At 61.7% G+C, this 24028-nt stretch carries 23 protein-coding genes; 16 read left to right on the top strand and 7 right to left on the bottom strand.

Features of this window, described 5'->3' with window-relative positions:
- Window positions 1–817, top strand: an 817-nt coding sequence (locus tag JT360_RS18845) for a porin (RefSeq protein WP_214473238.1), incomplete at its 5' end; no start/stop codon positions are given.
- A 254-nt stretch (window positions 818–1071) separates the two neighbouring features.
- On the opposite strand, the gene JT360_RS18850 is transcribed toward JT360_RS18845, so the two are convergent.
- Window positions 1072–2733: a sulfotransferase gene (locus JT360_RS18850; protein WP_214473239.1), complete on the bottom strand. Its 1662-nt coding sequence runs from the start codon at window positions 2731–2733 to the stop codon at window positions 1072–1074.
- A 318-nt stretch (window positions 2734–3051) separates the two neighbouring features.
- The gene (locus JT360_RS18855; RefSeq protein ID WP_214473240.1) at window positions 3052–4719 is read right to left on the bottom strand and encodes a tetratricopeptide repeat-containing sulfotransferase family protein; all 1668 of its coding nucleotides are present in this window, start codon (window positions 4717–4719) and stop codon (window positions 3052–3054) included.
- A 118-nt stretch (window positions 4720–4837) separates the two neighbouring features.
- Between JT360_RS18855 and JT360_RS18860 the strand changes: the two genes are divergently transcribed.
- Window positions 4838–5950 (top strand): pyridoxal phosphate-dependent aminotransferase, encoded by a 1113-nt coding sequence (locus JT360_RS18860; RefSeq protein WP_214473241.1) that lies wholly within the window; start codon window positions 4838–4840, stop codon window positions 5948–5950.
- Here JT360_RS18860 and JT360_RS18865 read toward each other — a convergent pair.
- The gene (locus JT360_RS18865) at window positions 5947–6456 is read right to left on the bottom strand and encodes a winged helix DNA-binding protein (RefSeq protein ID WP_214473242.1); all 510 of its coding nucleotides are present in this window, start codon (window positions 6454–6456) and stop codon (window positions 5947–5949) included. The two genes, JT360_RS18860 and JT360_RS18865, sit on opposite strands and share 4 nt — an antisense overlap.
- A 181-nt stretch (window positions 6457–6637) precedes the next feature.
- On the opposite strand from JT360_RS18865, the gene JT360_RS18870 reads away from it, so the two are divergent.
- From JT360_RS18870 to JT360_RS18900, 7 genes are all read left to right on the top strand, one after another.
- Complete coding sequence (locus tag JT360_RS18870; protein WP_214473243.1) at window positions 6638–6922, top strand: acylphosphatase; 285 nt, start codon at window positions 6638–6640, stop codon at window positions 6920–6922.
- A gap of 73 nt (window positions 6923–6995) precedes the next feature.
- Window positions 6996–7637, top strand: a complete 642-nt coding sequence (locus JT360_RS18875; protein ID WP_214473244.1) for a TetR/AcrR family transcriptional regulator — start codon at window positions 6996–6998, stop codon at window positions 7635–7637.
- Complete coding sequence (locus JT360_RS18880; protein ID WP_214473245.1) at window positions 7606–8769, top strand: isovaleryl-CoA dehydrogenase; 1164 nt, start codon at window positions 7606–7608, stop codon at window positions 8767–8769. The genes JT360_RS18875 and JT360_RS18880 overlap by 32 nt, the downstream gene beginning before the upstream one ends.
- A 1-nt stretch (window position 8770) precedes the next feature.
- Window positions 8771–10378 (top strand): carboxyl transferase domain-containing protein, encoded by a 1608-nt coding sequence (locus JT360_RS18885; RefSeq protein WP_214473246.1) that lies wholly within the window; start codon window positions 8771–8773, stop codon window positions 10376–10378.
- Between the two features lies 1 nt (window position 10379).
- Window positions 10380–10910 (top strand): O-acetyl-ADP-ribose deacetylase, encoded by a 531-nt coding sequence (locus JT360_RS18890; protein WP_214473247.1) that lies wholly within the window; start codon window positions 10380–10382, stop codon window positions 10908–10910.
- A gap of 264 nt (window positions 10911–11174) precedes the next feature.
- On the top strand, window positions 11175–11405 hold the full coding sequence (locus JT360_RS34090; RefSeq protein ID WP_352127811.1) for a hypothetical protein: 231 nt from the start codon (window positions 11175–11177) through the stop codon (window positions 11403–11405).
- Window positions 11406–11454: 49 nt separating this feature from the next.
- Window positions 11455–13419: an acetyl/propionyl/methylcrotonyl-CoA carboxylase subunit alpha gene (locus tag JT360_RS18900; protein ID WP_214473249.1), complete on the top strand. Its 1965-nt coding sequence runs from the start codon at window positions 11455–11457 to the stop codon at window positions 13417–13419.
- A gap of 286 nt (window positions 13420–13705) precedes the next feature.
- On the opposite strand, the gene JT360_RS18905 is transcribed toward JT360_RS18900, so the two are convergent.
- The gene (locus tag JT360_RS18905; RefSeq protein WP_214473250.1) at window positions 13706–14827 is read right to left on the bottom strand and encodes a branched-chain amino acid ABC transporter substrate-binding protein; all 1122 of its coding nucleotides are present in this window, start codon (window positions 14825–14827) and stop codon (window positions 13706–13708) included.
- A gap of 417 nt (window positions 14828–15244) precedes the next feature.
- Window positions 15245–15511 carry an SEL1-like repeat protein gene (locus tag JT360_RS18910; protein WP_010915070.1) on the bottom strand — a complete coding sequence of 89 codons (267 nt, stop codon included), beginning with the start codon at window positions 15509–15511 and terminating at the stop codon, window positions 15245–15247.
- A gap of 438 nt (window positions 15512–15949) precedes the next feature.
- On the opposite strand from JT360_RS18910, the gene JT360_RS18915 reads away from it, so the two are divergent.
- The 5 genes from JT360_RS18915 to JT360_RS18935 all read left to right on the top strand — a co-directional run bounded on the left by JT360_RS18915 (window position 15950) and on the right by JT360_RS18935 (window position 19611).
- Window positions 15950–16291, top strand: a complete 342-nt coding sequence (locus JT360_RS18915) for a DUF2147 domain-containing protein (RefSeq protein WP_214473251.1) — start codon at window positions 15950–15952, stop codon at window positions 16289–16291.
- A 213-nt stretch (window positions 16292–16504) separates the two neighbouring features.
- Window positions 16505–16660 (top strand): hypothetical protein, encoded by a 156-nt coding sequence (locus JT360_RS18920; protein ID WP_181178630.1) that lies wholly within the window; start codon window positions 16505–16507, stop codon window positions 16658–16660.
- A gap of 36 nt (window positions 16661–16696) precedes the next feature.
- Window positions 16697–16891, top strand: a complete 195-nt coding sequence (locus JT360_RS18925; protein ID WP_214473252.1) for a hypothetical protein — start codon at window positions 16697–16699, stop codon at window positions 16889–16891.
- A 116-nt stretch (window positions 16892–17007) separates the two neighbouring features.
- A complete protein-coding gene (locus JT360_RS18930) occupies window positions 17008–18468 on the top strand; it encodes an AMP nucleosidase (protein ID WP_250888906.1) in 1461 nt (486 codons plus the stop codon).
- A 108-nt stretch (window positions 18469–18576) separates the two neighbouring features.
- Complete coding sequence (locus JT360_RS18935; protein ID WP_250888907.1) at window positions 18577–19611, top strand: endonuclease/exonuclease/phosphatase family protein; 1035 nt, start codon at window positions 18577–18579, stop codon at window positions 19609–19611.
- 66 nt (window positions 19612–19677) lie between these two features.
- On the opposite strand, the gene JT360_RS18940 is transcribed toward JT360_RS18935, so the two are convergent.
- Together JT360_RS18940 and JT360_RS18945 are read right to left on the bottom strand one after the other, a co-directional pair.
- Window positions 19678–20274: a DUF922 domain-containing Zn-dependent protease gene (locus tag JT360_RS18940; RefSeq protein ID WP_214473254.1), complete on the bottom strand. Its 597-nt coding sequence runs from the start codon at window positions 20272–20274 to the stop codon at window positions 19678–19680.
- Between the two features lie 135 nt (window positions 20275–20409).
- Complete coding sequence (locus JT360_RS18945) at window positions 20410–22089, bottom strand: electron transfer flavoprotein-ubiquinone oxidoreductase (RefSeq protein ID WP_214473255.1); 1680 nt, start codon at window positions 22087–22089, stop codon at window positions 20410–20412.
- 219 nt (window positions 22090–22308) lie between these two features.
- On the opposite strand from JT360_RS18945, the gene JT360_RS18950 reads away from it, so the two are divergent.
- Both JT360_RS18950 and JT360_RS18955 read left to right on the top strand, forming a co-directional pair.
- A complete protein-coding gene (locus JT360_RS18950; RefSeq protein WP_214473256.1) occupies window positions 22309–22953 on the top strand; it encodes a hypothetical protein in 645 nt (214 codons plus the stop codon).
- 141 nt (window positions 22954–23094) lie between these two features.
- Window positions 23095–24021: a uracil-DNA glycosylase gene (locus tag JT360_RS18955; RefSeq protein ID WP_214473257.1), complete on the top strand. Its 927-nt coding sequence runs from the start codon at window positions 23095–23097 to the stop codon at window positions 24019–24021.
- Window positions 24022–24028: the final 7 nt, after the last annotated feature.

A 24028-nucleotide genomic window follows, 5' to 3' on the forward strand; every position in this document is an offset into this window, starting at 1 on the left:
CTTCAACTTCGGCAACAACACCGGCGACTACACCGACCAGAGCACCGGACCTTACGGCAATGCGAACCGTAACAACTGGCAGGGGCACAACAAGGGTACCTCGCTGAACTTCGCCTGGATCCAGCTCGGTGGCCTGCGTGTCGGTAAGGACGAATCGGCTTTCGATACGTTCATCGGCTATGCCGGCAACGTCATCCAGGACACGATTGTTCCTTACGGCGGCTTCGATACCAACGTCGTCCAGTACTACTTCGATGCCGGCAACGGCTTCTCGGCAGTGGTCTCTCTCGAAGAGGGTTACGGCGACTACTCGATCGACAGCTATGTTCCGCATGTCGTCGGTGGCGTGAAGTGGACGCAGGGCTGGGGCGCCATCACCGGCGTCGTTGCTTATGATAGCAACTACGAGGAAGTGGCCGGCAAGGTTCGCCTGGACGTGAATGCAACCAACGAACTGTCGCTGTTCATCATGGCCGGTTACGGCTCTGACGACAACCTGAACGACCCGACCAACCCGATCGACGTGGCCGGCCGCGGTATGTACAAGCAGTGGGGCGGCAACTGGGCAGTGTGGGGCGGTGGCACCTACAAGTTCAACGAGAAGACCTCGTTCAACCTCCAGGCCTCGTATGACGATTGGAAGGACATCGGCATCGCGGCGAACGTTGCCTATGACATCGTTCCCGGCTTCACGGTCACGGCCGAAGTCGACTGGCAGCGCGTTGGCCAGGGCGCCATCGACAACAGCTCCATCTGGTTCGGCGCCGACAAGAAGAGCAACGTCGGCGGTATCCTCCGCTTCCAGCGCTCGTTCTAATAGATTTCGCTTTGTCGAAATCGAAACCCGGCGGGCAACCGCCGGGTTTTTTCATGGGTTCGTCAAAAATGCAGCTATGCTGCAAACAGGCCCGCGTCCCTGTTTTTTTGAAGGTTTGCGGCCGGCAGCAGCCGGCGAAGCCGAGGCGCGCGGCACTGACAATTTCGCCTGGTGTCTCAGCCGGTGGGCAGCTCCGTCACGCGGTCGCACGACCCACTGTCAGTCCGATTAGGGCGCAGAACATTCGTGAGAGATCAAGCCCCAGCCAGATCGCCCAAGGCTTCTATCAACGGCCGAAGCCTGCTTTCGTAGCTTTTCCAACGCTTGACGGATGATTTGTAGATCGGTTGACGAACCTGCCAGCGGCTGATCGTTCTGACGGGACCAGCCTTTTCGAAGAAACGAAGACAGGCATCGTTCCACGCCAGACCAAGGTGCTCCACAAGACGGCGTGACTGCCCTTCCTGATCAAAGACAAGGTCTTCGTAGCGATTCTCCAAAATACGCCCAGGAAGAACCGTCTTCCAATGGCGCATCAGGCGATCATATTCGCGATAGTAGAGCCCAAGCTGGGCAAGATCCGAGTTATACTGATGCGCCCTGTTGAGATTTGAGACGAAGCAAGAAAAACAATTGTCAATCGGATCGCGCCTGCAATGAACGATCCGGGCGTTTGGAAAGAGAAGGGCGATAAGGCCGATACTCTCGAAATTATGTGGCATCTTGTCAACGATACGCGACGCCGCGGGTCCATAGAGATGCAAGTTGGATAGGTATTCTCCGGCGAGTGCCATGGATTGCTGTTTCGTCATAGACCCGACCGGCTGCCCGAATGCGAGCCCCGGCTGCAATTTGAGGCCGTTGGCCACTGCGATTCGCCCCAGCTTGGTGAGTTCTCCCGCGCCGTGGACCTCGGGATGGCTGGAACAGATCTGTTCGGTCAGTGTCGTGCCCGAACGCGGCATTCCCAGCACGAATACCGGCGTTTCGGATGGGTCACCATATCCTGCCCTCGCCGCAAAGAACTCCGGATTGAACAGTTCGATCCACGCGTCGACCTGCCGACGATAGGATTCAATGTCAAAACTGAAACCCCTGTTCGTGGCGGCCCTGAGAAAATGATCCATGGCTTCATCGTGACGGCCAAGATCGTCCAGGATCTTGCCCGCAGCCATGTGAAGCTCAGAGGGCTCATCGGCCGGATTCGTCGTTTTTCGAAGTTCGTCCAGAATGAATTTGAGTTCGGGCGGCTCGGTGGAAAATTTTTGAACCGCCACAAGAGTCTTATAGGATGAAGGCACGCTTACACGCCTAGCGATATTCTCGTTCAGGCAGACCGTGGCTTCGTCCATGCGCCCGAGGTCAACGAGAGTGTTCGCGATGTCCATTCGGGCCACGGCGTTGTCCGGGTCTATCTCAAGCGCTTTCTGATAGAGCGGCAAAGCTATATCCGCCTTGCTAAACGCGGCATAAGCGTCGCCAAGCCCGCGCAGTGCCTCCATGAAATCCGGCTTCAGCTCGCAGGCGCGCTGCAAATGATGAACCGCGAGGGGGTAATCGCCGACCTTTAAACAGGCTTCGCCCAGACTAAGCCGATAATGTGGATTGTTGGGCTCCCTCGTTGCCGCGCGCGCGAGATATTTAATCGCCAACTCGTCGTCGAAACCGAGACCCAGCATGCCAAGAATGTAGAGCGCAAGCGCGTGATCGGGCGAGCGCATCAGGACACGATGACAAAGCTCTTCTGCCTCTGGCAACCGTTTGGCTTGTTGAAGTTCCAGCGCCTGTTTCAGCAACATATCGTCGGTCGGCCCACGCGAAGCTCCGTGCTTCGGTAGTTGGGCCAAAGGTCCGATCTTTTGCGCTGGCTGCTTCTTGAGATGCTTGGACCAGGCGGGCGGCAATCGCGAGTTCATCGTCCCTCGCTAGCAAAAACCGCCCGCGGAAGCCAGCATGGGATAAACCGTCGGGCTGATGCGGAGACACCTGCTGGCGTGCCAAATCCTGGCGGCGGGGCATGCCAAGCACGAAGACAGGCACTTCAGAAGAGCTGCCAGCCTACGTGTCGGTAGCAACACATCTTCAGTCGAGAAATGGGAACTCATTCAGGAGCGGAGCCAACCTCTGATCGCGCTTTTTATTGCGCTTTGTAGGCTGCGGTGGCGTGCATCAAAAGTTCTTCGCCTGGTTTTTCAGCCTCACACGAGCCACGGCGTGCAAATCGCGAGTTACGATCAGGTATCCGCCAGGTCGCCCAACGCCTCAATCAGCGGCTGAATCTCCGTCTCGTAGTTTTTCCAGCGCTTGACGGAAGATTTATAAATCGGTTGACGAACTTGCCAGCGGCTGAGCGTGTTGACCGAACCGTCCCTGTCGAAAAACCGCAGGCAGGCGTCATCCCAAGGCAGCCCAAGATAATCTATCAGGCGGCGCGACTGCGCTTCCTGATCCTCAACTAGAGTTTCGTAGCGGTTTTCGAAGATAAGGCCGGGAAAAACCTCGTGCCAATGCTGCATCAGCCGGTCATATTCGCGGTAGTATAGGCCAAGCGTTCTCAGATCGGTGTTGTAGGCGTGTCCCTCGCCGAATCTCAAGACAAAGCAAGAAACGCAGTTGTCGATAGCATCACGACGGCAATGAATGATGCGCGCGTTGGGGAAGAGAAGGCCGATTAAACCGATCAGTTCAAAATTGTGCGGCATCTTATCCATGATCCGAGATGCAGCAGGTGCTCGCTCGCTCAGATAAGTCAGGTGCTCTTCGGCCAATGTTCCGGATAGGCCTTTTGTGATCGACGCGATCGCCTGGTTCAAATTTTCGGCCGACGACTTTCTAAGTCCGATCGCGTTCGCGACCCGCCTGAGCTTCATAAGTTCGCCCGCGCCATAAACATAGGGATGACTTGCGCAAATCTGTTCCGTAAGCGTCGTTCCCGAGCGAGGCATCCCGACCACGAACACAGGAACTTCGGAAGGATTTCCATAGCCGGTCCTGGCAGCCAACATCTCAGGCGTGAAGGTCTCAATTATCGCGTCGACCCAGCGACGGTATAGGTCAATATTGAAGTTGTGGCCTGAGGCCTGTTTGGCTCTGTTGAAATGGTCGAACGCTTCCTTATAGCGCTTGAGGTCGTTCAGTACCTTACCGGCCGCCAGATGGAGCTCCTCCGCGTCGTCCGGGTCGAGCTTGGAATTTCCGAGCTCATGAAGGATGGATTTGAGTTCCTTTGGCTCGTCAGTGAACTTTTGCGTCTGCACAAGATCGTTGTAGGCTGTCGGCACAGCGATGCGACGTTGGATTGCCTCATGGAGGTAACCAGCTGCTTCGTCCATGCGCCCTACACTGGTGAGTGCACGGGCCAATCCGATCCGCACCTTTGGATGATCCCGGTTGGTTTTCAGTGCCTTCTCGAAGAGCGGCAAAGCCAACTCAGGCTTGTCAAACTCGATGTAGGCGTCCCCCAACGCACAAAGTGCCTCGATAAGGCCTGGCTGCAACTCCAAAGCATACTGCATATGCTTGATTGCCGGTGAATATTCGCTGACCTTCACATAGGCCGAGGCTAGGCCAAGGTGGTAATAGGGGTTTTTCGGCTCCTCGCCGACCGCGCGTGCGAAATATCGCAAGGCCGCCTCGTCCTCGTAGCCCAGGCAAATGGTCCCCAGGATATACAGAGCGAGAGGATGGTTAGGCGTGCGCGCTAGCACCCGAAGACATAGGTCCTGGGCCTCGTTAAGCCGTTTCGCCTGCTGAAACTGATACGCCTGCTCCAGCAACGCAGCGTCTGCCTGTGCATGTGAAAGCGAATTTGCTTTCGGCAGATTTGGCTGAGGGAATTTGGGTTTCGGCGCGGGGCCGGACTTGAGATGTTTGGACCAGGCTGGCGGCAGACGATTGTTCATTTTGCCTCGCTAGCAAAAAGTGGCGAACGAATCCAGCGTCACAGATCCGCCCTGCGAAGCCTTGCGCCAACCACCCGGTCACGTTAGCAAGAAATCCCTCTCCACGCGAGCTTCCGCCATGCGTCTGCGCCCTCCCCTCACGCCTATCATCGCAGCACTTCCCTCGACCGTGCCGTTTGTCGGCCCCGAAGCGCAGGAGCGCGAGCGCGGGCGGGCTTTCCGGGCCCGCATCGGTGCCAATGAGAGCAGTTTTGGCCCTTCGCCTCGTGTCATTGCCCGCATGGCCGAGATCGCCCGCGACATGTGGATGTATTGCGATCCCGACAATTACGACCTGAAGGTCGCGGCTGCCGCGCATCATGATGTGGCGGTCGAGAACGTCGTTGTCGGCGAAGGCATTGATGGCCTGCTCAGCCTGGTGGCGCGCATGTATGTGGCATCAGGCGATGCCGTGGTGACCTCGCTTGGTGCCTATCCGACCTTCAACTTCCATGTCGCCGGCGTCGGGGGGAGGCTGGTGACTGTCCCTTACGAGAACGACCGCGAAAGCCTGGACGGCCTGCTCATGGCGGTCATCAAGGAGGACGCGCCGCTCGTCTATCTGTCCAACCCGGACAATCCGATGGGCAGTTGGTGGGAGGCGGACGAGATCATCCGCTTCATCAAGGCCTTGCCGGAGACCGCCATGCTGGTGCTCGACGAGGCCTATGGCGAGTTGGGGCCGGCCTCGGCCCTGCCGCCGATTGATATCTCGCGACCAAACGTCATCCGCATGCGAACCTTTTCAAAGGCTTATGGGCTTGCCGGGATACGTTGCGGCTATGCGGTGGCGGAGGCCCAGGTGATCCGCTACTTCGAGAAGATCCGCAACCATTACGGTGTCAGCCGCATGGCGCAGATCGCCGGCGTCGAGGCGCTTGCCGACCAAGCCTATCTTGAGACGGTGGTGGCGCGGGTGGCCACCGGGCGCCGGCGCATCACTGACATCGCCGAGCAGAACGGGCTGAAGCCGCTGGCCTCGGCGACTAATTTCGTCACCATCGATTGCGGTCATGACGCCGCCTTCGCGCTGAAAGTGCTGCAAGGGCTGTTGTCGCGAGACGTGTTCATCCGCAAGCCGATGGCGCCAGGGCTCGACCGCTGCATCCGCGTCAGTGTCGGCCTCGACCACGAACTGGACATTTTCGCCGAGGAGCTGCCCGGAGCTTTGGCGGCGGCGCACGGGAACTAGAGCTCCGCTCCGCCAAGCAGATATCTGACGCGTGTCAACATATCCGACAGCTCGGCGGCTTGTTCGTCGCCCAGGCCCGCGGTGAGGCGGGCGACATCGCGATCCGCTGCTGCCTGAAGTGCGGCCAGTGCCGCCTGGCCGCGTGTGGAGAGCGATAGAACGCGCCGATGCAGGCCGTCGATTCCGGCACGCGTTTCGGTCAGGCCCGCGGCAGAGAATTTTCGAAGGATTCTTGTGACGTGGGCGGGATCCAGCTGGAATTCCCTAGCGATGTCAGACGCTGCTGGTCCCAAATCGAGTTGAAACGCCCGTGCCAGAAAGCCCGTCCTGCCGCCGACGTCGGCGCCAATGTGGACAGGCCGATGACCCAGTTCGAACAGCACTCGTGCTTCGGTCAGCGTATAAGCGCTGTGCGTCAAGGTTTCGTCGAGCAGCCCGATCAGGCCGGTGTAGAGCCGGTTGAAGCACCTGACATCGCGGACCAAGGCATTCCGATCGGTTGGCATGGCAGGGCGCCCCAGAAGATTTCCACACAGCCGGATCATGGCGAAAAAGTTGACTTAGTCAATTAATTATCGGAGCAAGTCATCTATATTCCGACGAACCACGGCCCATCGACGGCATTCTCCTTTCAAGCCAGTTGCCTTCGTTCAATCCTGCGACAGATTCTATGCGAGGGAGCGCGCCATGAACGATCGAAAGAAGGCCGTGCAAGCCCGCATATATGGCGAAGTGCAAGGCGTCGGCTACAGGATCTGGGCCCGGAGCGAAGCGACGGGGCTTGGGCTGGTCGGCTGGGTGCGCAACGAAAGGGATGGCTCGGTAACCGCGTGGCTAGCCGGCGCCGAGGGGGCGGTTTCGGCTATGATCGAGCGGCTTTGGCAAGGCCCGGCGGGCGCGTCGGTCTCGCGTATCGATGTTGAGGAACTCGAGGCGTCGACCGCGCCCGGAGACTTCAGGATTGTCGCATAGGTGCTTTGCACGGAAGTCACCTCTTGAATTAATTGAACGTTCGTTTTATTATTGCCATCTTAACGAGGCGGTCATGGCGCGCACCACAGGATCCGACGGCGAGCGAACCGAAGCGGCAGTCCGCGAAGCGGCGGTCAACCTGATCGCACGTTACGGCTACGAGGCGATGTCGATGCGCCAGCTGGCCGCGCAAGTCGGCGTGCAGGCCGCTGCGCTCTACCGCTATTTCCCGACAAAGGAAGAACTGCTGTTCACGCTGATGCGCGAGCACATGGAAGGGCTTCGCAAGGCCTGGGAACACGCCCGGCCAGCCGATGCCGATCCGGCGGAGCAGCTTGCGGCCTATGTCCGCAACCACATCGCCTTCCATATCGAGCGCCGGCACGCCACGCATGTGTCGAACATGGAATTGCGTAGCCTTTCACCCGACAGGCTGACGCAGATCCTGCGCATGCGCACGGCCTACGAAAAGGAACTGCGCTCCATTCTGCGCGATGGCGCCGAGACGGGCGTCTTCCGCATCGAGGACACCGGCCTGACAGCCATGGCGCTGATCCAGATGATGACCGGCGTCATCGTCTGGTTTCGGCCGGGTGAACGGCTGTCGGTCGCTGAAGTGATGGCGACATATCTGTCGATGACAATGCGCCTTGTCGGCGCGACATCCGCCGGGGAGGAACGGCATGTACACGAACACGCTCGGCTTCGGGCATGACGAGGACATAGAGGCGCTGCGCGACTTGGTGCGCCGCTTCGCCCAGGACCGGATCGCGCCGATCGCCGGCGACATCGATCGCGAGAACGAATTTCCGGCGCATCTGTGGCGCGAACTCGGCGCGCTCGGCCTGCTTGGCATAACCGCCGATCCCGAATTCGGCGGCAGCGGCATGGGTTACCTCGCCCACGTCATCGCCGTCGAGGAAATCTCGCGCGCCTCGGCCTCGGTCGGCCTCTCCTACGGCGCTCATTCCAACCTCTGCGTCAACCAGATCAACCGCTGGGCGACCCCGGCGCAGAAGGAAAAATTCCTGCCGCCGCTGTGCTCGGGCGAACGCGTTGGAGCCCTGGCGATGTCGGAATCCGGCGCCGGGTCCGACGTTGTCTCGCTCAAGCTGCGCGCCGAAAAGCGCAACGATTGCTATGTGCTCAACGGCACCAAGATGTGGATCACCAACGGGCCGGACGCCGAGACGCTGGTCGTCTATGCCAAGACCGATCCAGAGCGGGAATCGCGCGGCATCACGACCTTCATCGTCGAGAAGGCAATGGCCGGCTTTTCCGTGGCGCAAAAACTCGACAAGCTCGGCATGCGCGGCTCCAACACCGGCGAACTGGTTTTCTCGGATGTCGAAGTGCCCTTCGAAAACGTGCTGCATGAGGAAGGCCGCGGCGTCGAGGTGCTGATGTCGGGCCTCGACTACGAACGCACCGTGCTCGCCGGCGGGCCGATCGGGCTGATGGCGGCGTGCCTCGACGTGGCGATCCCCTATGTGCACGAGCGCAAGCAGTTCGGCCAGCCGATCGGCGAGTTCCAGCTGGTGCAAGGCAAGCTTGCCGACATGTACACGGTGATGAACGCCGCACGCGCCTATGTCTATGCCGTCGCCGCCGCCTGTGATCGCGGTCAGACCACCCGCAAGGACGCGGCCGGATGCGTGCTGTTCGCCGCAGAGAAGGCGACGCAGATGGCGCTCGATGCCATTCAGCTGCTTGGCGGCAACGGCTATATCAACGACTATCCGACCGGCCGCCTGCTGCGCGACGCCAAGCTTTACGAAATCGGCGCCGGCACCAGCGAAATCCGCCGCTGGCTGATCGGCCGCGAGATCATGGCGGAGGGGGTATAGCGTGGCCGTTCTTCAAACCCAGATATCTCCTGCCTCCGAGACCTTCCGCGCCAATGCCGAGCGCATGCGAGCGCTGGTCGCCGACATCGCGGAAAAGGCGGCAACAGTCGAGCGTGGCGGCTCGGACGAGGCGCGCGAGCGCCACGTCTCGCGCGGCAAGCTCCTGCCGCGCGAGCGCCTTGCCCAGTTGCTCGACACCGGCTCGCCCTTCCTCGAGATCGGCCAGTTCGCGGCGTGGTCGATGTATGGCGAGGAGATTTCCTCGGCCGGCATGATCGCCGGCATCGGCCGCGTCGAAGACACCGAGGTGATGGTCGTCGTCAACGATGCCACGGTGAAGGGCGGCACCTATTATCCGTTGACGGTGAAGAAGCATCTGCGCGCACAGGAGATCGCGCTGCAGAACAATCTGCCCTGCATCTATCTGGTCGACAGCGGCGGCGCCAACCTGCCCAACCAGGACGAGGTGTTTCCCGATCGCGAGCATTTCGGCCGCATCTTCTACAACCAGGCCAACATGTCGGCTGCCGGCATTCCGCAGATCGCCTGCGTCATGGGTTCCTGCACGGCCGGCGGCGCCTATGTGCCGGCGATGTCGGACGAGACGATCATGGTGCGGAACCAGGCGACCATCTTCCTCGGCGGCCCGCCGCTGGTGAAGGCAGCCACCGGCGAGGATGTCAGCGCCGAGGATCTGGGCGGCGCGGACGTGCATACACGGCTTTCCGGCGTTGCCGATCATTATGCGATGGACGATGAGCATGCGCTCGCAATCTGCCGTCGCATCGTCAAAAACCTGAATCGGAACAAAATCGTAAGCCTGAACTTACAGAGATCAATTCCGCCGCTTCATCCAGCGGATGAACTCTACGGCATCGTACCGACGGACCTGCGCCAGCCTTATGACGTGCGCGAGGTGATCGCGCGTCTTGTCGACGGCTCCGAATTCGACGAGTTCAAGCAGAACTACGGCACCACGCTGATCACCGGTTTTGCCCATCTCCACGGCATGCCGGTCGGCATCATCGCCAACAACGGCGTGCTATTTTCCGAAAGCGCGCTGAAGGGGGCGCACTTCATCGAGCTGTGCTGCCAGCGCGGGATACCGTTGGTCTTCCTGCAGAACATCACCGGCTTCATGGTCGGCCGGAAATACGAGGCAGGCGGCATCGCCAAGGACGGCGCCAAGCTGGTGATGGCGGTTGCCACCGCCAAGGTGCCGAAGGTGACCGTTATCATCGGCGGTTCATTCGGCGCCGGCAATTACGGCATGTGCGGCCGTGCCTATTCGCCACGCTTCCTGTGGATGTGGCCGAATGCACGCATCTCGGTGATGGGCGGCGAACAGGCGGCAACGGTTCTCGCCATGGTCAAGCGCGAAGGCATCGAGCGCAAGGGCGGCGAATGGAGCGCGGAGGAGGAAGCGAAGTTCAAGAAGCCGATCCTGATGAAATACGAGCATGAGGGTCATCCGCTCTACTCGTCCGCGCGCCTCTGGGACGATGGCATCATCGACCCGGCGAAGACGCGCGAGGTGCTGGCGCTCAGCCTGTCCGCCGCGCTCAACGCCGAGATCGAGGACACGCGCTTCGGCGTGTTCAGGATGTGAGATGAGCACGGCGCAGGACAGGATCCGCATCCACACCGGCGACATCACGAAGCTCGACGTCGACGCTATCGTCAATGCCGCCAATTCGTCGCTGCTCGGCGGCGGCGGGGTGGACGGCGCCATCCATCGCGCGGCAGGCCCTGAGCTTGTGGCCGAATGCCGGACGCTGAACGGCTGCAGGACCGGCGACGCCAAGATCACCAAGGGCTATAGGCTGCCGGCTCGGCACATCATCCACACGGTCGGGCCGGTATGGCAAGGCGGTGGCAAAGGCGAAGCGGAACTGCTGGCCTCCTGCTATGTCAGGTCGCTTGAGCTTGCAGCTGCCAATAACTGTCGGACGGTGGCGTTTCCAGCGATCTCGACCGGTGTTTACCGCTACCCGAAGGATGAGGCGACTGAGATCGCCGTCGGCACGGTGAATGACTTCATCGAACACAACGCGGTTCCCGAAACCATTATTTTTTGCTGCTACGACGGCCCGACGGCTGAACTATACCATCAGGCTCTTGCTGCATTGGGTGGAAATTGACCTTTACGGACCAAAACATACGTCCACTCACGAAATCGCGATACCGGCCTTCAGAGCTGGCCGCATCGGAAAACATTCGCTATTGCTTGTCCTGCACTTTGCAATTGGGGTGGGGCAAGAATGAAACGGAAATATTTGCGGAATGCGTCTGCTTCAATACTTTCGGCATTGCTAATATTCGCGGCGTCAGGCACGAGCACGGCCGGATCGCTGGCGGGAAACGAGGGAGACAAGCGTTTCCCACCGGCTTTGTCGGGCGATCCGATGTCGCCATGCACAAAGGCTTACAAGGCCTATGTGGCGGCCAGCGGCCATTCCGCCTACGCCACCACGCCGTATTCCAGGGTGGTCTCGCTGTACATCCTGTGCGGTGCGCGGCTGAATGCGCCGTCGCAAAAAGTGGCGGAAGATCTGGCGATGAAATCCTGCCTGGCGACGCGCACCCACTACAAGGTGACGAACGGCGGCGCCTGCGAGATCGCCGCTTCGAAATAAGCTGGCGTCTGCCAGAATGGGGCCGCCCGTCACAAACCCCGGAGGCCCCATGTTCGGCAAGATCCTGATCGCCAATCGGGGCGAGATCGCCTGTCGTGTCATCCGAACGGCCCGCAAGCTCGGCGTGCACACCGTCGCCGTCTATTCGGATGCCGACGCCAAGGCCTTGCATGTCGAAATGGCCGACGAGGCGGTTCATATCGGCCCCTCGCCCGTCGGCGAGAGCTATCTGCGCGGCGACAGGATTGTCGCGGCAGCCCTGGCGACCGGGGCGCAGGCCGTTCATCCCGGCTACGGCTTCCTGTCGGAAAACCCTGATTTCGTCGACCAGGTGGTGGCGGCAGGGCTCACCTTCATCGGCCCGTCGGCGGCCTCGATCCGTGCCATGGGACTGAAGGATGCCGCCAAGCGGCTGATGGAAAAAGCCGGTGTTCCAGTCGTTCCTGGCTATCACGGCGAGGCGCAGGAGATCGTCGTGCTTGCGTCCAAGGCGCGCGAGATCGGCTATCCTGTGCTGATCAAGGCGCGTGCCGGCGGCGGCGGCAAGGGCATGCGCCGGGTGGAGCATCCCGATGATTTCTCCGAGGCGCTGTCCAGCGCCCGGCGCGAGGCCAAGGCCGCCTTCGGCGACGACCGCGTGCTGGTCGAGAAATATGTCGACAAGCCACGGCACATCGAAGTGCAGGTGTTCGGCGACAGCTTCGGCAATGCCGTGCATCTCTATGAGCGTGACTGCTCGGCGCAGCGCCGCCACCAGAAGGTGATCGAGGAAGCGCCCGCCCCCGGCATGACGCCGGCATTGCGCAAGGCGATGACGGAAGCGGCGGTGAAGGCTGCAAAGGCGATCAGCTATTGCGGCGCCGGCACCATTGAGTTCATCGTCGACGCCTCGCAAGGCCTCAAGGCAGACCGTTTCTGGTTCATGGAAATGAACACCCGCCTGCAGGTCGAGCATCCCGTCACTGAAATGGTCACCGGCACCGATCTGGTGGAGTGGCAGCTGCGGGTCGCCAGCGGCGAGAAGCTGCCGAAGACGCAGAGCGAGATCACGCTTGCAGGCCATGCCTTCGAGGCACGCATCTATGCCGAGGACGCCGCAAGAGGGTTCCTGCCCGCGACGGGCACGCTGCACCATCTGAAATTTCCCGAAGCCGCACCCGATGCCTCCACGATGCGCGTCGAAACCGGCGTGCGCGCCGGCGATGCCATCTCGCCCTATTACGATCCGATGATCGCGAAGCTGGTCGTCCATGCAAAGGACAGGCAAGCGGCGCTGGAAGCGCTCGGCACGGCGCTGTCGCAAACCGAGATCGCCGGTTCCACCGTCAACACCGCCTTTCTTGCCGCCCTTGCCGCCGATCCGGACTTTTGCACGGGCGATATCGACACCGGCCTGATCGGCAGGCATCGGGCGGCACTGACCGAGGTCGCGCCGCCGGCTGGCGAAATCATCTCGGCAGCCGCCCTTGCCGCCTCGGGTGCGGGCGTATCGCCGTTATCGAACGAGCCTTGGTCGTCGCTTTCCGGCTACGCGCATTTCCACGGCGTGGCGCGGCGCACGCGGCTGAAATTCGGCGACGACGATATTCTGGCAAAGGTTTCGGTGAGGCCGGACGGGCGCTTCCAGGTGGCGCTCGACGCACCCTATGAGAGCGCCAATTCGCATGACCTTCGCACCCTTCCTCGCCTCGCCCGCTGGCCCGGCCACGTCACCGTGTTCGAAGGCGCCGTCGGCTATACATTCGCAGTGCCGGACGCGTTGGCCAGGAGCGATGACGCGGCTGCCGTCTCCGGCAGCCTGCGCGCGCCGATGCCGGGCCTGGTCAAGCTGGTGCGCGTGGCAAAGGGCGACGCGGTGGTCAAGGGACAACCGCTGCTGATCCTCGAGGCGATGAAGATGGAGCATACCATCGCCGCGCCGCATGATGGGGTGATTGCCGAGATCGCCACGGAAGGTGCGCAGGTCACCGACGGTACGGTGCTGGTGCGGTTCGTCGAGGACGGTCACGGCTGAACGCCTAGTTGCTGGATGACCAAAATAGCTATGTCGGCGGGACAGCGCCCCGCCTCTGTCCTGCCGGACATCTTCCCCACTTGGACCCACTTTGGGGGGAGATCGAATGTCGCGTCGGCCTTCGCTAGTCGTCAACGTTGCAAGGGAGTGCGCCGCCACCGAAGCGGCCAATCTCCCTCCTTGTGGGGGAGATGTCCGGCAGGACAGAGGGGGGCGCCGTAGAGCGCAGACCAAATCGAAAATGGCCGGGCAAGCCCGGCCATTTCCAGCGGCGAAATGGTAGCGATTACTGCGCGATCGGCGCGTACTTGCCGTCATGCCACTGGTTGATGTCGTAGCTGGCGTTCTTGAGATCGCCCTTCTCGTCGAAGGTGACGTCGCCGACAACGGTGCTGATCGGCGTGCCGTTCTTCAACGCCTCGGCAACCTTGGCCGGATCGTCGCTGCCGGCACGCTTGATGCCTTCGGCGAAAGCCTGGACCACGGCGTAAGAGAACAGCGTGAAGCCTTCCGGCACGAAGCCGCCGGCCTTGATCTTCTCGACGGCCGCCTTGGCTTCCGGCTTTGCCTGCGGATCCGACGGGAACACGAACATGGTGCCCTCGCCGGCCGGACCGGCAACCTGCCAGAATTCCGGCGTAGCGATGGAGTCCGGCATGATCAGCTGGAACTTCAGGTTCTGTTCGGCCGACTGACGCAGGATCAGGCCGGCTTCTGGATGGTAGCCGCCGAAATAGACCACATCGGCCTTGAGATCCTTCAGCTTGGTGACGAGCGCCGAATAGTCCTTCTCGCCAGGATTGATGGCGTCATAGTAGACTTCCTTCAGGCCGCCGGCATTCATCGTTGCCCTGACGGCGTCAGCCACGCCCTGGCCGTAAGCGCTCTTGTCGTGCAGGATGACGACTTTCTTGCCGGCATACTTCTTGGCGATCCACGGCCCGATGAAGGCGCCCTGTGCGTCGTCACGCGTATAGAGACGCATGATTGTCGGCCAGCCGGCCTTGGCGGCCGCGTCGGTCAGCACCGGGTTCGAGGAAGCCGGGCTCATCATCAGCGCACCGGCTTCGGCATAGACCGCCGAGGCCGGAATGCTCGAGCCCGAGCAGGCATGGCCGTCAATGAACTTGACGCCGTTGGCGATGATGCGGTTGGCGACCGACACCGCCTGCTTGGGATCGCACTGGTCGTCCTCGATATCGAGCTTGATCATCGAGCCGTTGACGCCGCCCGCGGCGTTGATGGCATCGGCGGCAGCCTGTGCGCCCTGCTTGAACTGATCGCCGATGGTGGCGAGCTGTCCGGTCATCGGGCCGACCACCGAGACGGTCATGTCGTCGGCGAATGCGACCGGCGCACTCATCATCAGGCCGAAAAAGGCCGCGCTCAAAATACTCATTTTTTTCATGACAATGGAACTCCTCCACTCACGCGCGGCCGCCCCGGCCGCGCTTCTTCCAGAGGCGGGACAATTTCATCCTTCATCGGGCCTGTCTAGGCGCATTGGCGCCGCTCGATTGGGCCTGTGAGGCCACGCAAAAAAGCCACGCCAACCTTGTTCCGGCTGGTCGTGGCTTTTTTTGCCTGTCAGGCTGTTTCCCCAGCGCCCCCGCGCCGCGAACCCAACTTTGCCTTCCCTGTCTTCCGGCCATGATCCTGTCCGGATTCCACCTTTCGGATCATGGTCCACTGCGCGGCTTGGCCAATTCGGCCTGCCGCATTCTCGTTATTGGCCTGTGGCCCGGCTGTCTGCGCAGCCTTATCCCTGTTTTGGCCCGACCGTCTTCGAGCGGTCTTGACCCGAGCTTCCCCGTCTGGCGGAAACTTAATGCATGGTCATCCATTCGCGGGCTTCGCGCAGCGCCTTGGCGATCTCGACCTTCGACATGGCCGCCGACAGTTCCGAGCGCAGTTCCGCGGCGCGGGCCGAACCCTTGATGGCGGCGATGTTGAACCATTTGTGGGCGGCAACGACATCGGTCTCGCAGTCGCGGCCGGTCGCATACATCATGCCCAGTTCGAAAAGAATGTCGGCCTGGGCAGTTGCCCCCATGGCGCCGAAGCCTGCTTCAAGCATTTCAAAACGTGCCATTTTAGTCCCCTGTCTGGCTCCCGAGAGCTGCCTCCGTGTGTCTTGTCCGGGCCGCTCTTTCGATGCTTTCGAGAATGCCGTTGAGGCTTGAATCCGTCGTTAAATGGCGTGCTTAATTTGGGGAAAACAAAGCTAAAACAAGAGGTAAACGTGGAATTTCATTAAGGATACGAACTCAGCGATTCAGCCGGTTTTCGCCAAATTTGACGAAAATTTTCGAGGTGGGAATCAACACTCCGCTAACCACGGGAAACAAACACGACGCGCCGGTCGTTTTCATTTCCTCTGCGACGAGGCCAATTCAGGCGGTTTCAAAATGCCAAAGTCTTCCGTTGCGGCACCGCTTTTGTTTTGACGGGAGCTGGATTAGCTTACGTTTGCGTAAGCGGCACACCGGCGAGGCGGAGTATCCGGCCGGATATCCATAGGGAGGAAGACATGTTTCGAAAAGTGAGCCTGGCCCTTGCAGCCACATTGATCATGGCCGGCGCGGCATGGGCCGATCCGATCGAGGGCAATTGGAAGACACAAGCCGGTGACACCGCAGCCATTTCAGGCAGCGACGCGTTCTCCATCACGCTCAAATCAGGCAAATATACCGGCAAGACCATCGGCTCGCTCAAGGCGGCTGGCGACAACAAATATGCCGGCAGCATCACCGATCCGGCGAACGACAAGACCTATTCGGGCAAGGCGACATTGACGGGCACCTCGCTCAAGATGAGCGGTTGCGTGCTCGGCGGACTGATCTGCAAGAGCCAGACCTGGCACAAGCTGTGATCGGCATCATCCTTGTGACATGACGACGGGGCCCTGCGGGCCCCGTTTTCGTTTCATCGACACGCTGCCCCTCGCTCTCGACGCGCGCCATTCGGGCGGCGGCGAGCCCGCTCAGATCCCGTCAATCAACTTGAACCGCAGATGAACATCGGCATCAGAGCCGGTTCAGAGGCGTTGGGGCATTCTCCTGGGTGTTGAAGGAGACACGGACCAATGCTCGCTCGCCGCTTCACCATCGTCTGCCTGCTGATGAGCCTGTTTGGAATGTTCTTCGCCATCCTGGTCGCCGAAGCGGGCCGTTCGCCCCGCTCCTGGGACGAAGCCACCAGAATGTGCCGTCTCGCATGCCCGACCAACCTTCGTCACTGAGAAGAACCGGACCTCGAAAAGAAAAGCTCAGACATCATGAACCGTATCGCCGCCAACGCTCTCAAGACCCTCCGGCTCCTGCCGCGGGCGGCGCTTATCCTGGTGCTTCTGGCCGCCCCGGTTCTGGCCGTGCCGATGATGCGCGCCGATACCCGGTCGACAATCGAGGCACCTGCGCTGAAGAAGTCCGGCGTCGGCTTCGTTCTGCTGGTCAGCCTGCAGCGAGGATAAAGAAAAATGGCGCTTTGAGCGCCTTCGGCAGCGACACCCCTCCCAACCGCCCGTCCAAGTCTCTATATTGAGCCATGGAAAAGCGAATCTACCCCCAAGCCATCGAATCGGTCGTAATGCCGGAGCCTTTTGGCCGGCAAAGCTTCGACAGGGCCGAAAAAGCCGTTGCCGCACTGCAGCGGCTTTACGACCGCAACACCAAGTTCCTGCGCGACTCCTTCTCGGCGCTTGCCGCCGGCGGCGACAGCAGCAAGCGCTACCGGGCCTTCTATCCCGAGATCGGCGTCACCACGAGTTCGTTCACCCAGGTCGATTCGCGCCAGGCTTACGGCCATATGCCGACGCCCGGCCATTTCGCCACCACGATTACCCAGCCGCAGCTGTTCGAGAACTACCTGATCGAGCAGCTTCGCCTGATCATGAGAAATCACGGTGTGTCGGTGACGGTCTCGGAATCGACCACACCGATCCCGCTGCATTTCGCCTTCTTGGAGGGCACCTATGTCGACGGCGCCGCAGCAGAACGCATCGAGCGGCCGATCCGCGACCTGTTCGACGTGCCGGATCTCGACGGCACCGACGACCAGATCGCCAACGGCACGTTCGAAGTGGCCTTGGGCGAACCAAGGCCGCTGGCCCCGTTCACGGCACAGCGCATCGACTATTCGCTGCACCGCATGACGCACTATACGGCCACAAGCCCGCAGCATTTCCAGAACTTCGTGCTGTTCACCAATTACCAGTTCTACATCGACGAGTTCGTCGCCCGCGCCCGCGACCTGATGGAGAAGGGCGGCGACGGTTATGCGGAATTCGTCGAGCCGGGCAATGTCGTGACCAGGGCCGGACAGAGCGCGCCCAGCGAAGGCGTTGGACCACAGCGCTTGCCGCAAATGCCGGCCTATCATTTGAAGAAGCCGAACCATGGCGGCATCACCATGGTCAATATCGGGGTTGGCCCTTCGAACGCCAAGACGATCACCGACCATATCGCTGTGCTGAGGCCGCATGCCTGGGTAATGCTTGGCCATTGCGCCGGCCTTCGCAACACCCAGGCGCTCGGCGACTATGTGCTGGCGCACGCTTATGTGCGCGAGGATCATGTGCTGGACGACGACCTTCCGGTCTGGGTGCCGATCCCGCCGCTGGCCGAGATCCAGGTGGCGCTGCAGGAGGCGGTTGCCGAGATCACCGGCCTGTCCGGCTACGATCTGAAGCGCATCATGCGCACCGGCACGGTCGCCACCATCGATAACCGCAATTGGGAACTGCGCGACCAACGCGGACCGGTGCAGCGCCTGTCGCAGTCGCGCGCCATTGCGCTCGACATGGAATCGGCGACGATCGCCGCCAATGGCTTCCGCTTCCGCGTGCCCTACGGCACGCTGCTGTGCGTTTCCGACAAGCCGCTGCATGGCGAGCTGAAGCTGCCCGGCATGGCGACCGAGTTCTACAAGCGGCAGGTGGCGCAGCACCTGACCATCGGCATCAGGGCGATGGAGAAGCTGGCCGAGATGCCGATGGAGCGGCTGCATTCGCGCAAGCTCCGGAGCTTTTCGGAGACAGCGTTTCAGTAGGCGGTCGCGAGGCCACGGCAAGGCAATTCGTCGTCTTGCTCAGGCCGCAATTTGGCCGATAAGCAGATCGGACGGATCGTCAGGCGGCATTCAGCAGACAAGACCTCAATGACAGCAGGCGCTCACTCGAACATGGTGGCTGGGTTGGCATTCCTGGCGATGACGGCATTGTCGGCCGCGCTGTTGGCCGGGTTCTTCGGCATGCTGCACCCTGCTTTCGATTCCTTCGCGCATTTCCGCATTCACCTCAGCGTGCTTGTCGCGCTTGTGGCATTGCCGCTGCTGGCCAGCTCGTTTCGGCTGCAAGCGGCGGCTGCGCTGCTCTTTGCCGTCGCCTGCCTGGCCACGACGGCAAGCGCGCTGCCGAGGCTTTGGCCGCAGCCTGCAGTTGCCAAGCCTGCGGATCGGATGGTCTACAGTCTGCTGCAGATGAATCTGCGCTTCAACAACCCGACACCGAAGAAGGTGCTCTCCCTGATCGGCCGCACCAATCCGGACGTGATCACGCTCGACGAAGTGTCTGGCATGTGGACGACCGAGCTTGGCTATATCACCAGCGCCTACCCCTACCGCATCCTGTGCCCTTACCCGAACGGCATGTTCGGGGTGGCGCTGCTGTCGCGCCGGCCGTTTGCCACCGGCACCACGCCGCGCTGCGAGCCGCGCGGCGCGATGGCGACCGCCACCATCGACTTCGGCGGGACCGACGTCGATGTCGCCGCGATCCATTTGAGCTGGCCATGGCCGAAGGAGCAATACTGGCAGATCGGCGAACTGGCCGAACCGCTGGCCGGGCTCGGCCAGACCGCGATCATGGCCGGCGATTGTAACGCCGTGCCGTGGAGCGCGGCGGTGCGGCGGGTCGCGGCTCTCGGCGGACTGACACTTATGCCTTCAGCCGGCCCGACCTGGATCCACCGGACACTGCCCGATTTCCTGCGCCGCTATGCAGGCCTGCCGATCGATCAGGTGTTCAGCAAGGGCGGGCTGACGATCCTGTCGTCGACGCGGCTGGAGGATACCGGCTCAGACCATCTGCCCGTGCTGGTCGAGTTCTCGGTTCGATCCGATGAGAAGCAGCCTGAAGATGGGCACGCCACAGCGCTCGCGGCGAGCGACTTGCCAGCCAAGCCGCACGGCTGACGCGTCAAACAAATAGAGCATGCGTGCGACGCCGCGACGCGTCGAGATGGCGAACGGATCGCTCGTTCATGGTTTTCCGATCAAGGCAACGATCAGATGTTCGACATGGCCGCCATTGCTATGCTCACGCCGGTCGAAGGCATTTTGTCTGGCCTCATATTCGGCATAGACAGCCTGGATGCGAAGCCGCGCCTCGCGGCGCATCTTGTAGCAGAACGGGTCGTTTGCGACCCGCAGGCCGGCTATCGACCTTTCAGCGGCGCGCATCATCTGTCTGGCGATGCGCCCATGCGTTTCCTCATGGGCGCGAACACCGGCGAAAAACCTGACCCAACGCCTGTTCAGCGCCGGCGTCACGGGCGAGGCAACGCGAGGGAAGGTGTAGAACAGGTTGAGCGTGCCATCGACCTGCTGCAACCGGCAGAAGCCGTTGTCCTGATTACCGTCGAGTTTCCAGTCGACTGTATAGGCAGTTTGGGCGATGGCATGCGTCATGAAGCCGTGCTTGGGGCCTTTGCTGTCCATCGCCTCGACGAGGGCGGCGCCCGAGCTTCCCGTAATGTCGTAGGTCCGCGTCTGGATGACTGCCCTGGTGCCGGCCAAGGCCTCTGGCGCGCACAGCGCTCCGATGGTGACGAGGCAGCTCAGAACCGTCAGGCGCATGGTCTTTCTCCCTGTCCCCCGAGAAAAGAACCATAAGCCGGTGAGCGTTTCAACGGTCCTGCAGTCTTACATGCCCCGGTAGACCGAATGCTCACCGGCATTTTTGCTGGCGCATCAGACGGCCGGCGGCGCGGGTCACATGCCTTGGTAGACCGGCCCTTCACCGCCTTGCGGCGGCACCCAGTTGATGTTCTGGTTCGGGTCCTTGATGTCGCAGGTCTTGCAGTGGACGCAGTTCTGCGCGTTGATGACGAAGCGCACATCCTTCGCCGCCGGATCGGCCGCGGCATTGCCATCCTTGTCGACCCATTCGTAGACGCCGGCCGGACAGTAGCGTGTCGAGGGTCCGGCGAAGACATCATGCTCGGAGCGTTTCAGCAGGTCCATGTCGCCGACCAGCAGGTGGACCGGCTCGTTTTCCTCGTGATTGGTGTTGGACAGGAACACCGAGGACAGGCGGTCGAAGGTCAGCACGCCATCGGGCTTGGGATAAGCGATCTTCTTGTGCTGGGCGGCGGGCTCGAGCGTGGCGTAATCGGCCTTGCCGTGCTTCAGCGTGCCGAAGGGCGAGGCGCCGAACAGCGTGTTCAGCCACATGTCGAGGCCGCCGAGGCTGACGCCGACGATGGTGCCAAAGCGCGACCAGAGCGGCTTGACGTTGCGCACCTTCTTCAAATCCTTGCCGATGTCGGTCGCGCGCCAGGCCGCCTCGTAGGAGGTGAGCTCGTCATTGGCGCGGCCAGCGGAAATTGCTCCGCTGACATGCTCGGCCGCCAGCATCCCCGACAGCACCGCATTGTGGGAGCCCTTGATGCGCGGCACGTTGACGAAGCCCGCGGCGCAACCCATCAGCGCGCCACCGGGGAAGGACAGTTTCGGCACCGACTGCCAGCCGCCCTCGGTGATGGCGCGCGCGCCATAGCCCAGGCGCTTGGCACCCTCGAAGGTGCCGCGGATTGCCGGATGGGTCTTGAAGCGCTGGAATTCCTCGAAGGGTGACAGATAGGGGTTCTTGTAATTGAGGTGGAGAACGAAGCCGACCGCCACCTGGTTATCCTCGAGATGGTATAGGAAGGAGCCGCCGCCGGTCTTCATGTCGAGCGGCCAGCCGAAGGAATGCTGGACCAGGCCCGGCCGATGGTTCTCCGGCTTGACCTGCCAGAGCTCCTTGAGGCCGATGCCGTATTTGCCGGGCTCGCGGCCATCGGAAAGCTTGTATCTGGCGATCAGCTGCTTGGCGAGCGAGCCGCGCGCGCCTTCGCCGATCAGCACATATTTGCCCATCAGCGCCATGCCCGGCGCGAAGCCCGGGCCGTGCGTGCCGTCCTTCTCGACGCCCATGTCGCCGGTAACGACGCCGGTGACGGCGCCTTGTTCATTGTAGAGCAGCCCGACGGCGGCAAAGCCCGGATAGATCTCGACGCCGAGGGCCTCGGCCTTGCCAGCCAGCCAGCGGCAGACATTGCCGAGCGAGACGATGTAATTGCCGTGATTGTTCATCAGCGGCGGCATCAGGAAGTTGGGCAGGCGAAACGAGCCGGCGGGGCCGAGAACCAGGAAGTGATCGTCGGTGACCGGCGTCTTGAAAGGATGGCCCTCCTCGTCGCGCCAGCCCGGCAGCAGCCGGTCGATGCCGATCGGATCGACCACGGCACCGGAGAGGATATGGGCACCGACCTCGCCGCCTTTTTCCAGCACGACAACCGAAAGCTCGGGATTGACCTGCTTGAGGCGGATGGCCGCGGCAAGGCCGGCCGGACCGGCACCGACGATGACCACGTCGAATTCCATGCTTTCGCGTTCGATATCGCTCATCAACCCCTCCGCACTGGCTTGCCGCTGTTGCGTATCTTGCTGGCTCCTGCGCTGCATAGCGCATCAATTGGCGACAGGAAACCGGCGCAGACGTGACATTGCGGATTTGGCCAAAAAGTCGCGCATCCCGCGGCGTGGCTGACGTTCGTGTCCGGCGCGACCCGCCGCGCCCGCGTTTTTGATTGTTCGACGGCTTGCTTATCGGCCATACTTCCCGCCATGCGCATTCCTGGGCCAGCCGGCTTTTCTTCGACGCGCTTTCTTTTCACGCCCGGCCGGGCCTGCCGGGCGATACTTTTGGCCCTTCTGATGTCGGCACCGGAGCACGCCGCCGCGGGCGAGGTGAAAGTCTGGGCGACAGGCGCCTACTCCTTCTCCGACGAGCTTGGCGGCTTCCGCATCACCGGAGCTTCCGGCATTGGAACCAAGGACGATCCGCTGGTCATCACCGAAGAGCTGAATTCGGCGACACCGGTGACGCTGACCATCCGCTCCACAAAGCCGATCCAGACATTCGGCAAGGCGGGCGAGTTCGCCAACGGCATCATGTATATGCGTATCGACGTGCTCAACAACAGCGGCCAGGCCTGGATCGAATTCCAGTTCGAACTTCAGGAAATGCTGGATCAGCCGAGCGTGTTTGGGGACGGGCTTTCCTTCGACCAGCGCAACAAGACGCCCGACAATATCTGGTCGAGCAATTTCGCCGATTTCGACCGCGAGTTCGAGCCCTATGACCGGCTGCTGTTCAAGAACGGCAAGGTCGATCCGCTGAAGACCGCCAGCTTCGAATTCCTGGTGACCGATTACACCCCGCGATGGACGTTCTATCTGGTGCAGGATCCGCGCATTCCGACGGGATAGGGCGCAGGCTGAACGGAATGCATGGGGGAGCCTGCCTTGGCGATTGGCGAAGGCGACCGGACATGCGTCCTTAAGCGTGCGATCGCAGCTTTCGCCAATCCCAAACTTGCAAATCGTGGTCGCGCGGACGATGGTGGCGCCATGACTGCCGCCGCTCCCAACAACCCAGCCGACATCGCTGAACTGCTCGCCTTCTATGCCAGCGCGGGCGTCGACGAGGCGTTGGAGGACACACCCATCGATCGGTTTGCGGAAGCCTCTCGGCCGAAGCAATCCGAGCGCGCGCCTGCCCCGGTCGCGCGCACCCACGAAAACAGACCCCAGGAACGGCCTTCATCGGACCCTGGCGTCGACCAAGGCAGGGCTCCAGGACGGCAAGCGGCATCGTCCGGGTTGGATGCAAGCAAAGTGCCGGATGCGCCGGCGCGCACGGTGTCCGCCGCCGTGCCCGACGAGGCGCAGGCTGCCCTCGCCCGGCAGATAGCGACAAGCGCCTCCACACTCGAAGAGCTTCGCCAGCATATGGCTGCCTTCGACGGCTGCAACCTCAAGGCCACCGCCAAGAACCTGGTGTTCGCCGACGGCAACCCGCAAGCCTCTGTCATGCTGGTCGGCGAAGCGCCCGGCCGTGACGAGGACATAGAGGGCCTGCCCTTCGTCGGCCGCTCCGGCCGGCTGCTCGACCGCATGCTCGCCGCGATCGGGCTCGACCGTACATCGGTCTACATCGCCAACGTCATTCCGTGGCGGCCGCCGGGCAACCGCACGCCGACGCCGCACGAGACCGAGATCTGCCGGCCGTTCATCGAGCGGCAGATCGAACTGGTCAATCCCAAGGTGCTGATCAATTTGGGCGGACCGTCGGCCAAAACCTTGCTCAACAGTTCGGAAGGCATCCTCAGGCTGCGCGGCAACTGGCGTGTCCACACCACAGCCTCGGGCATCGCCATTCCTGCTATGCCGACGCTGCATCCGGCCTACCTCCTGCGGACGCCCGCGCACAAGAAGCTGGCGTGGCGGGATTTTCTCGAGGTGAAGGCGAAGCTGCGGGCGCTCACCCAGCAATGACCTCGCA

The organism is Mesorhizobium sp. dw_380 (genome assembly GCF_018588885.1).
In the GTDB taxonomy this organism is placed as follows: Bacteria; Pseudomonadota; Alphaproteobacteria; order Rhizobiales; family Rhizobiaceae; genus Mesorhizobium.

Bases quoted from the DNA above. Each gene is read 5' to 3' on its own strand.
- JT360_RS18935 (WP_250888907.1), top strand. From the start codon at position 18,577: ATGACAGCAGGCGCTCACTCGAACATGGTGGCTGGGTTGGCATTCCTG.
- JT360_RS18925 (WP_214473252.1), top strand. From the start codon at position 16,697: ATGAACCGTATCGCCGCCAACGCTCTCAAGACCCTCCGGCTCCTGCCG.
- JT360_RS18900 (WP_214473249.1), top strand. From the start codon at position 11,455: ATGTTCGGCAAGATCCTGATCGCCAATCGGGGCGAGATCGCCTGTCGT.
- JT360_RS18865 (WP_214473242.1), bottom strand. From the start codon at position 6,456: ATGCCAACCGATCGGAATGCCTTGGTCCGCGATGTCAGGTGCTTCAAC.
- JT360_RS18910 (WP_010915070.1), bottom strand. From the start codon at position 15,511: ATGGCACGTTTTGAAATGCTTGAAGCAGGCTTCGGCGCCATGGGGGCA.
- JT360_RS18915 (WP_214473251.1), top strand. From the start codon at position 15,950: ATGTTTCGAAAAGTGAGCCTGGCCCTTGCAGCCACATTGATCATGGCC.
- JT360_RS18875 (WP_214473244.1), top strand. From the start codon at position 6,996: ATGGCGCGCACCACAGGATCCGACGGCGAGCGAACCGAAGCGGCAGTC.
- JT360_RS18905 (WP_214473250.1), bottom strand. From the start codon at position 14,827: ATGAAAAAAATGAGTATTTTGAGCGCGGCCTTTTTCGGCCTGATGATG.
- JT360_RS18855 (WP_214473240.1), bottom strand. From the start codon at position 4,719: ATGAACAATCGTCTGCCGCCAGCCTGGTCCAAACATCTCAAGTCCGGC.
- JT360_RS18920 (WP_181178630.1), top strand. From the start codon at position 16,505: ATGCTCGCTCGCCGCTTCACCATCGTCTGCCTGCTGATGAGCCTGTTT.
- JT360_RS34090 (WP_352127811.1), top strand. From the start codon at position 11,175: ATGTCGCCATGCACAAAGGCTTACAAGGCCTATGTGGCGGCCAGCGGC.
- JT360_RS18890 (WP_214473247.1), top strand. From the start codon at position 10,380: ATGAGCACGGCGCAGGACAGGATCCGCATCCACACCGGCGACATCACG.
- JT360_RS18860 (WP_214473241.1), top strand. From the start codon at position 4,838: ATGCGTCTGCGCCCTCCCCTCACGCCTATCATCGCAGCACTTCCCTCG.
- JT360_RS18940 (WP_214473254.1), bottom strand. From the start codon at position 20,274: ATGCGCCTGACGGTTCTGAGCTGCCTCGTCACCATCGGAGCGCTGTGC.
- JT360_RS18950 (WP_214473256.1), top strand. From the start codon at position 22,309: ATGCGCATTCCTGGGCCAGCCGGCTTTTCTTCGACGCGCTTTCTTTTC.
- JT360_RS18850 (WP_214473239.1), bottom strand. From the start codon at position 2,733: ATGAACTCGCGATTGCCGCCCGCCTGGTCCAAGCATCTCAAGAAGCAG.
- JT360_RS18880 (WP_214473245.1), top strand. From the start codon at position 7,606: ATGTACACGAACACGCTCGGCTTCGGGCATGACGAGGACATAGAGGCG.
- JT360_RS18930 (WP_250888906.1), top strand. From the start codon at position 17,008: ATGCCGGAGCCTTTTGGCCGGCAAAGCTTCGACAGGGCCGAAAAAGCC.
- JT360_RS18955 (WP_214473257.1), top strand. From the start codon at position 23,095: ATGACTGCCGCCGCTCCCAACAACCCAGCCGACATCGCTGAACTGCTC.
- JT360_RS18945 (WP_214473255.1), bottom strand. From the start codon at position 22,089: ATGAGCGATATCGAACGCGAAAGCATGGAATTCGACGTGGTCATCGTC.
- JT360_RS18870 (WP_214473243.1), top strand. From the start codon at position 6,638: ATGAACGATCGAAAGAAGGCCGTGCAAGCCCGCATATATGGCGAAGTG.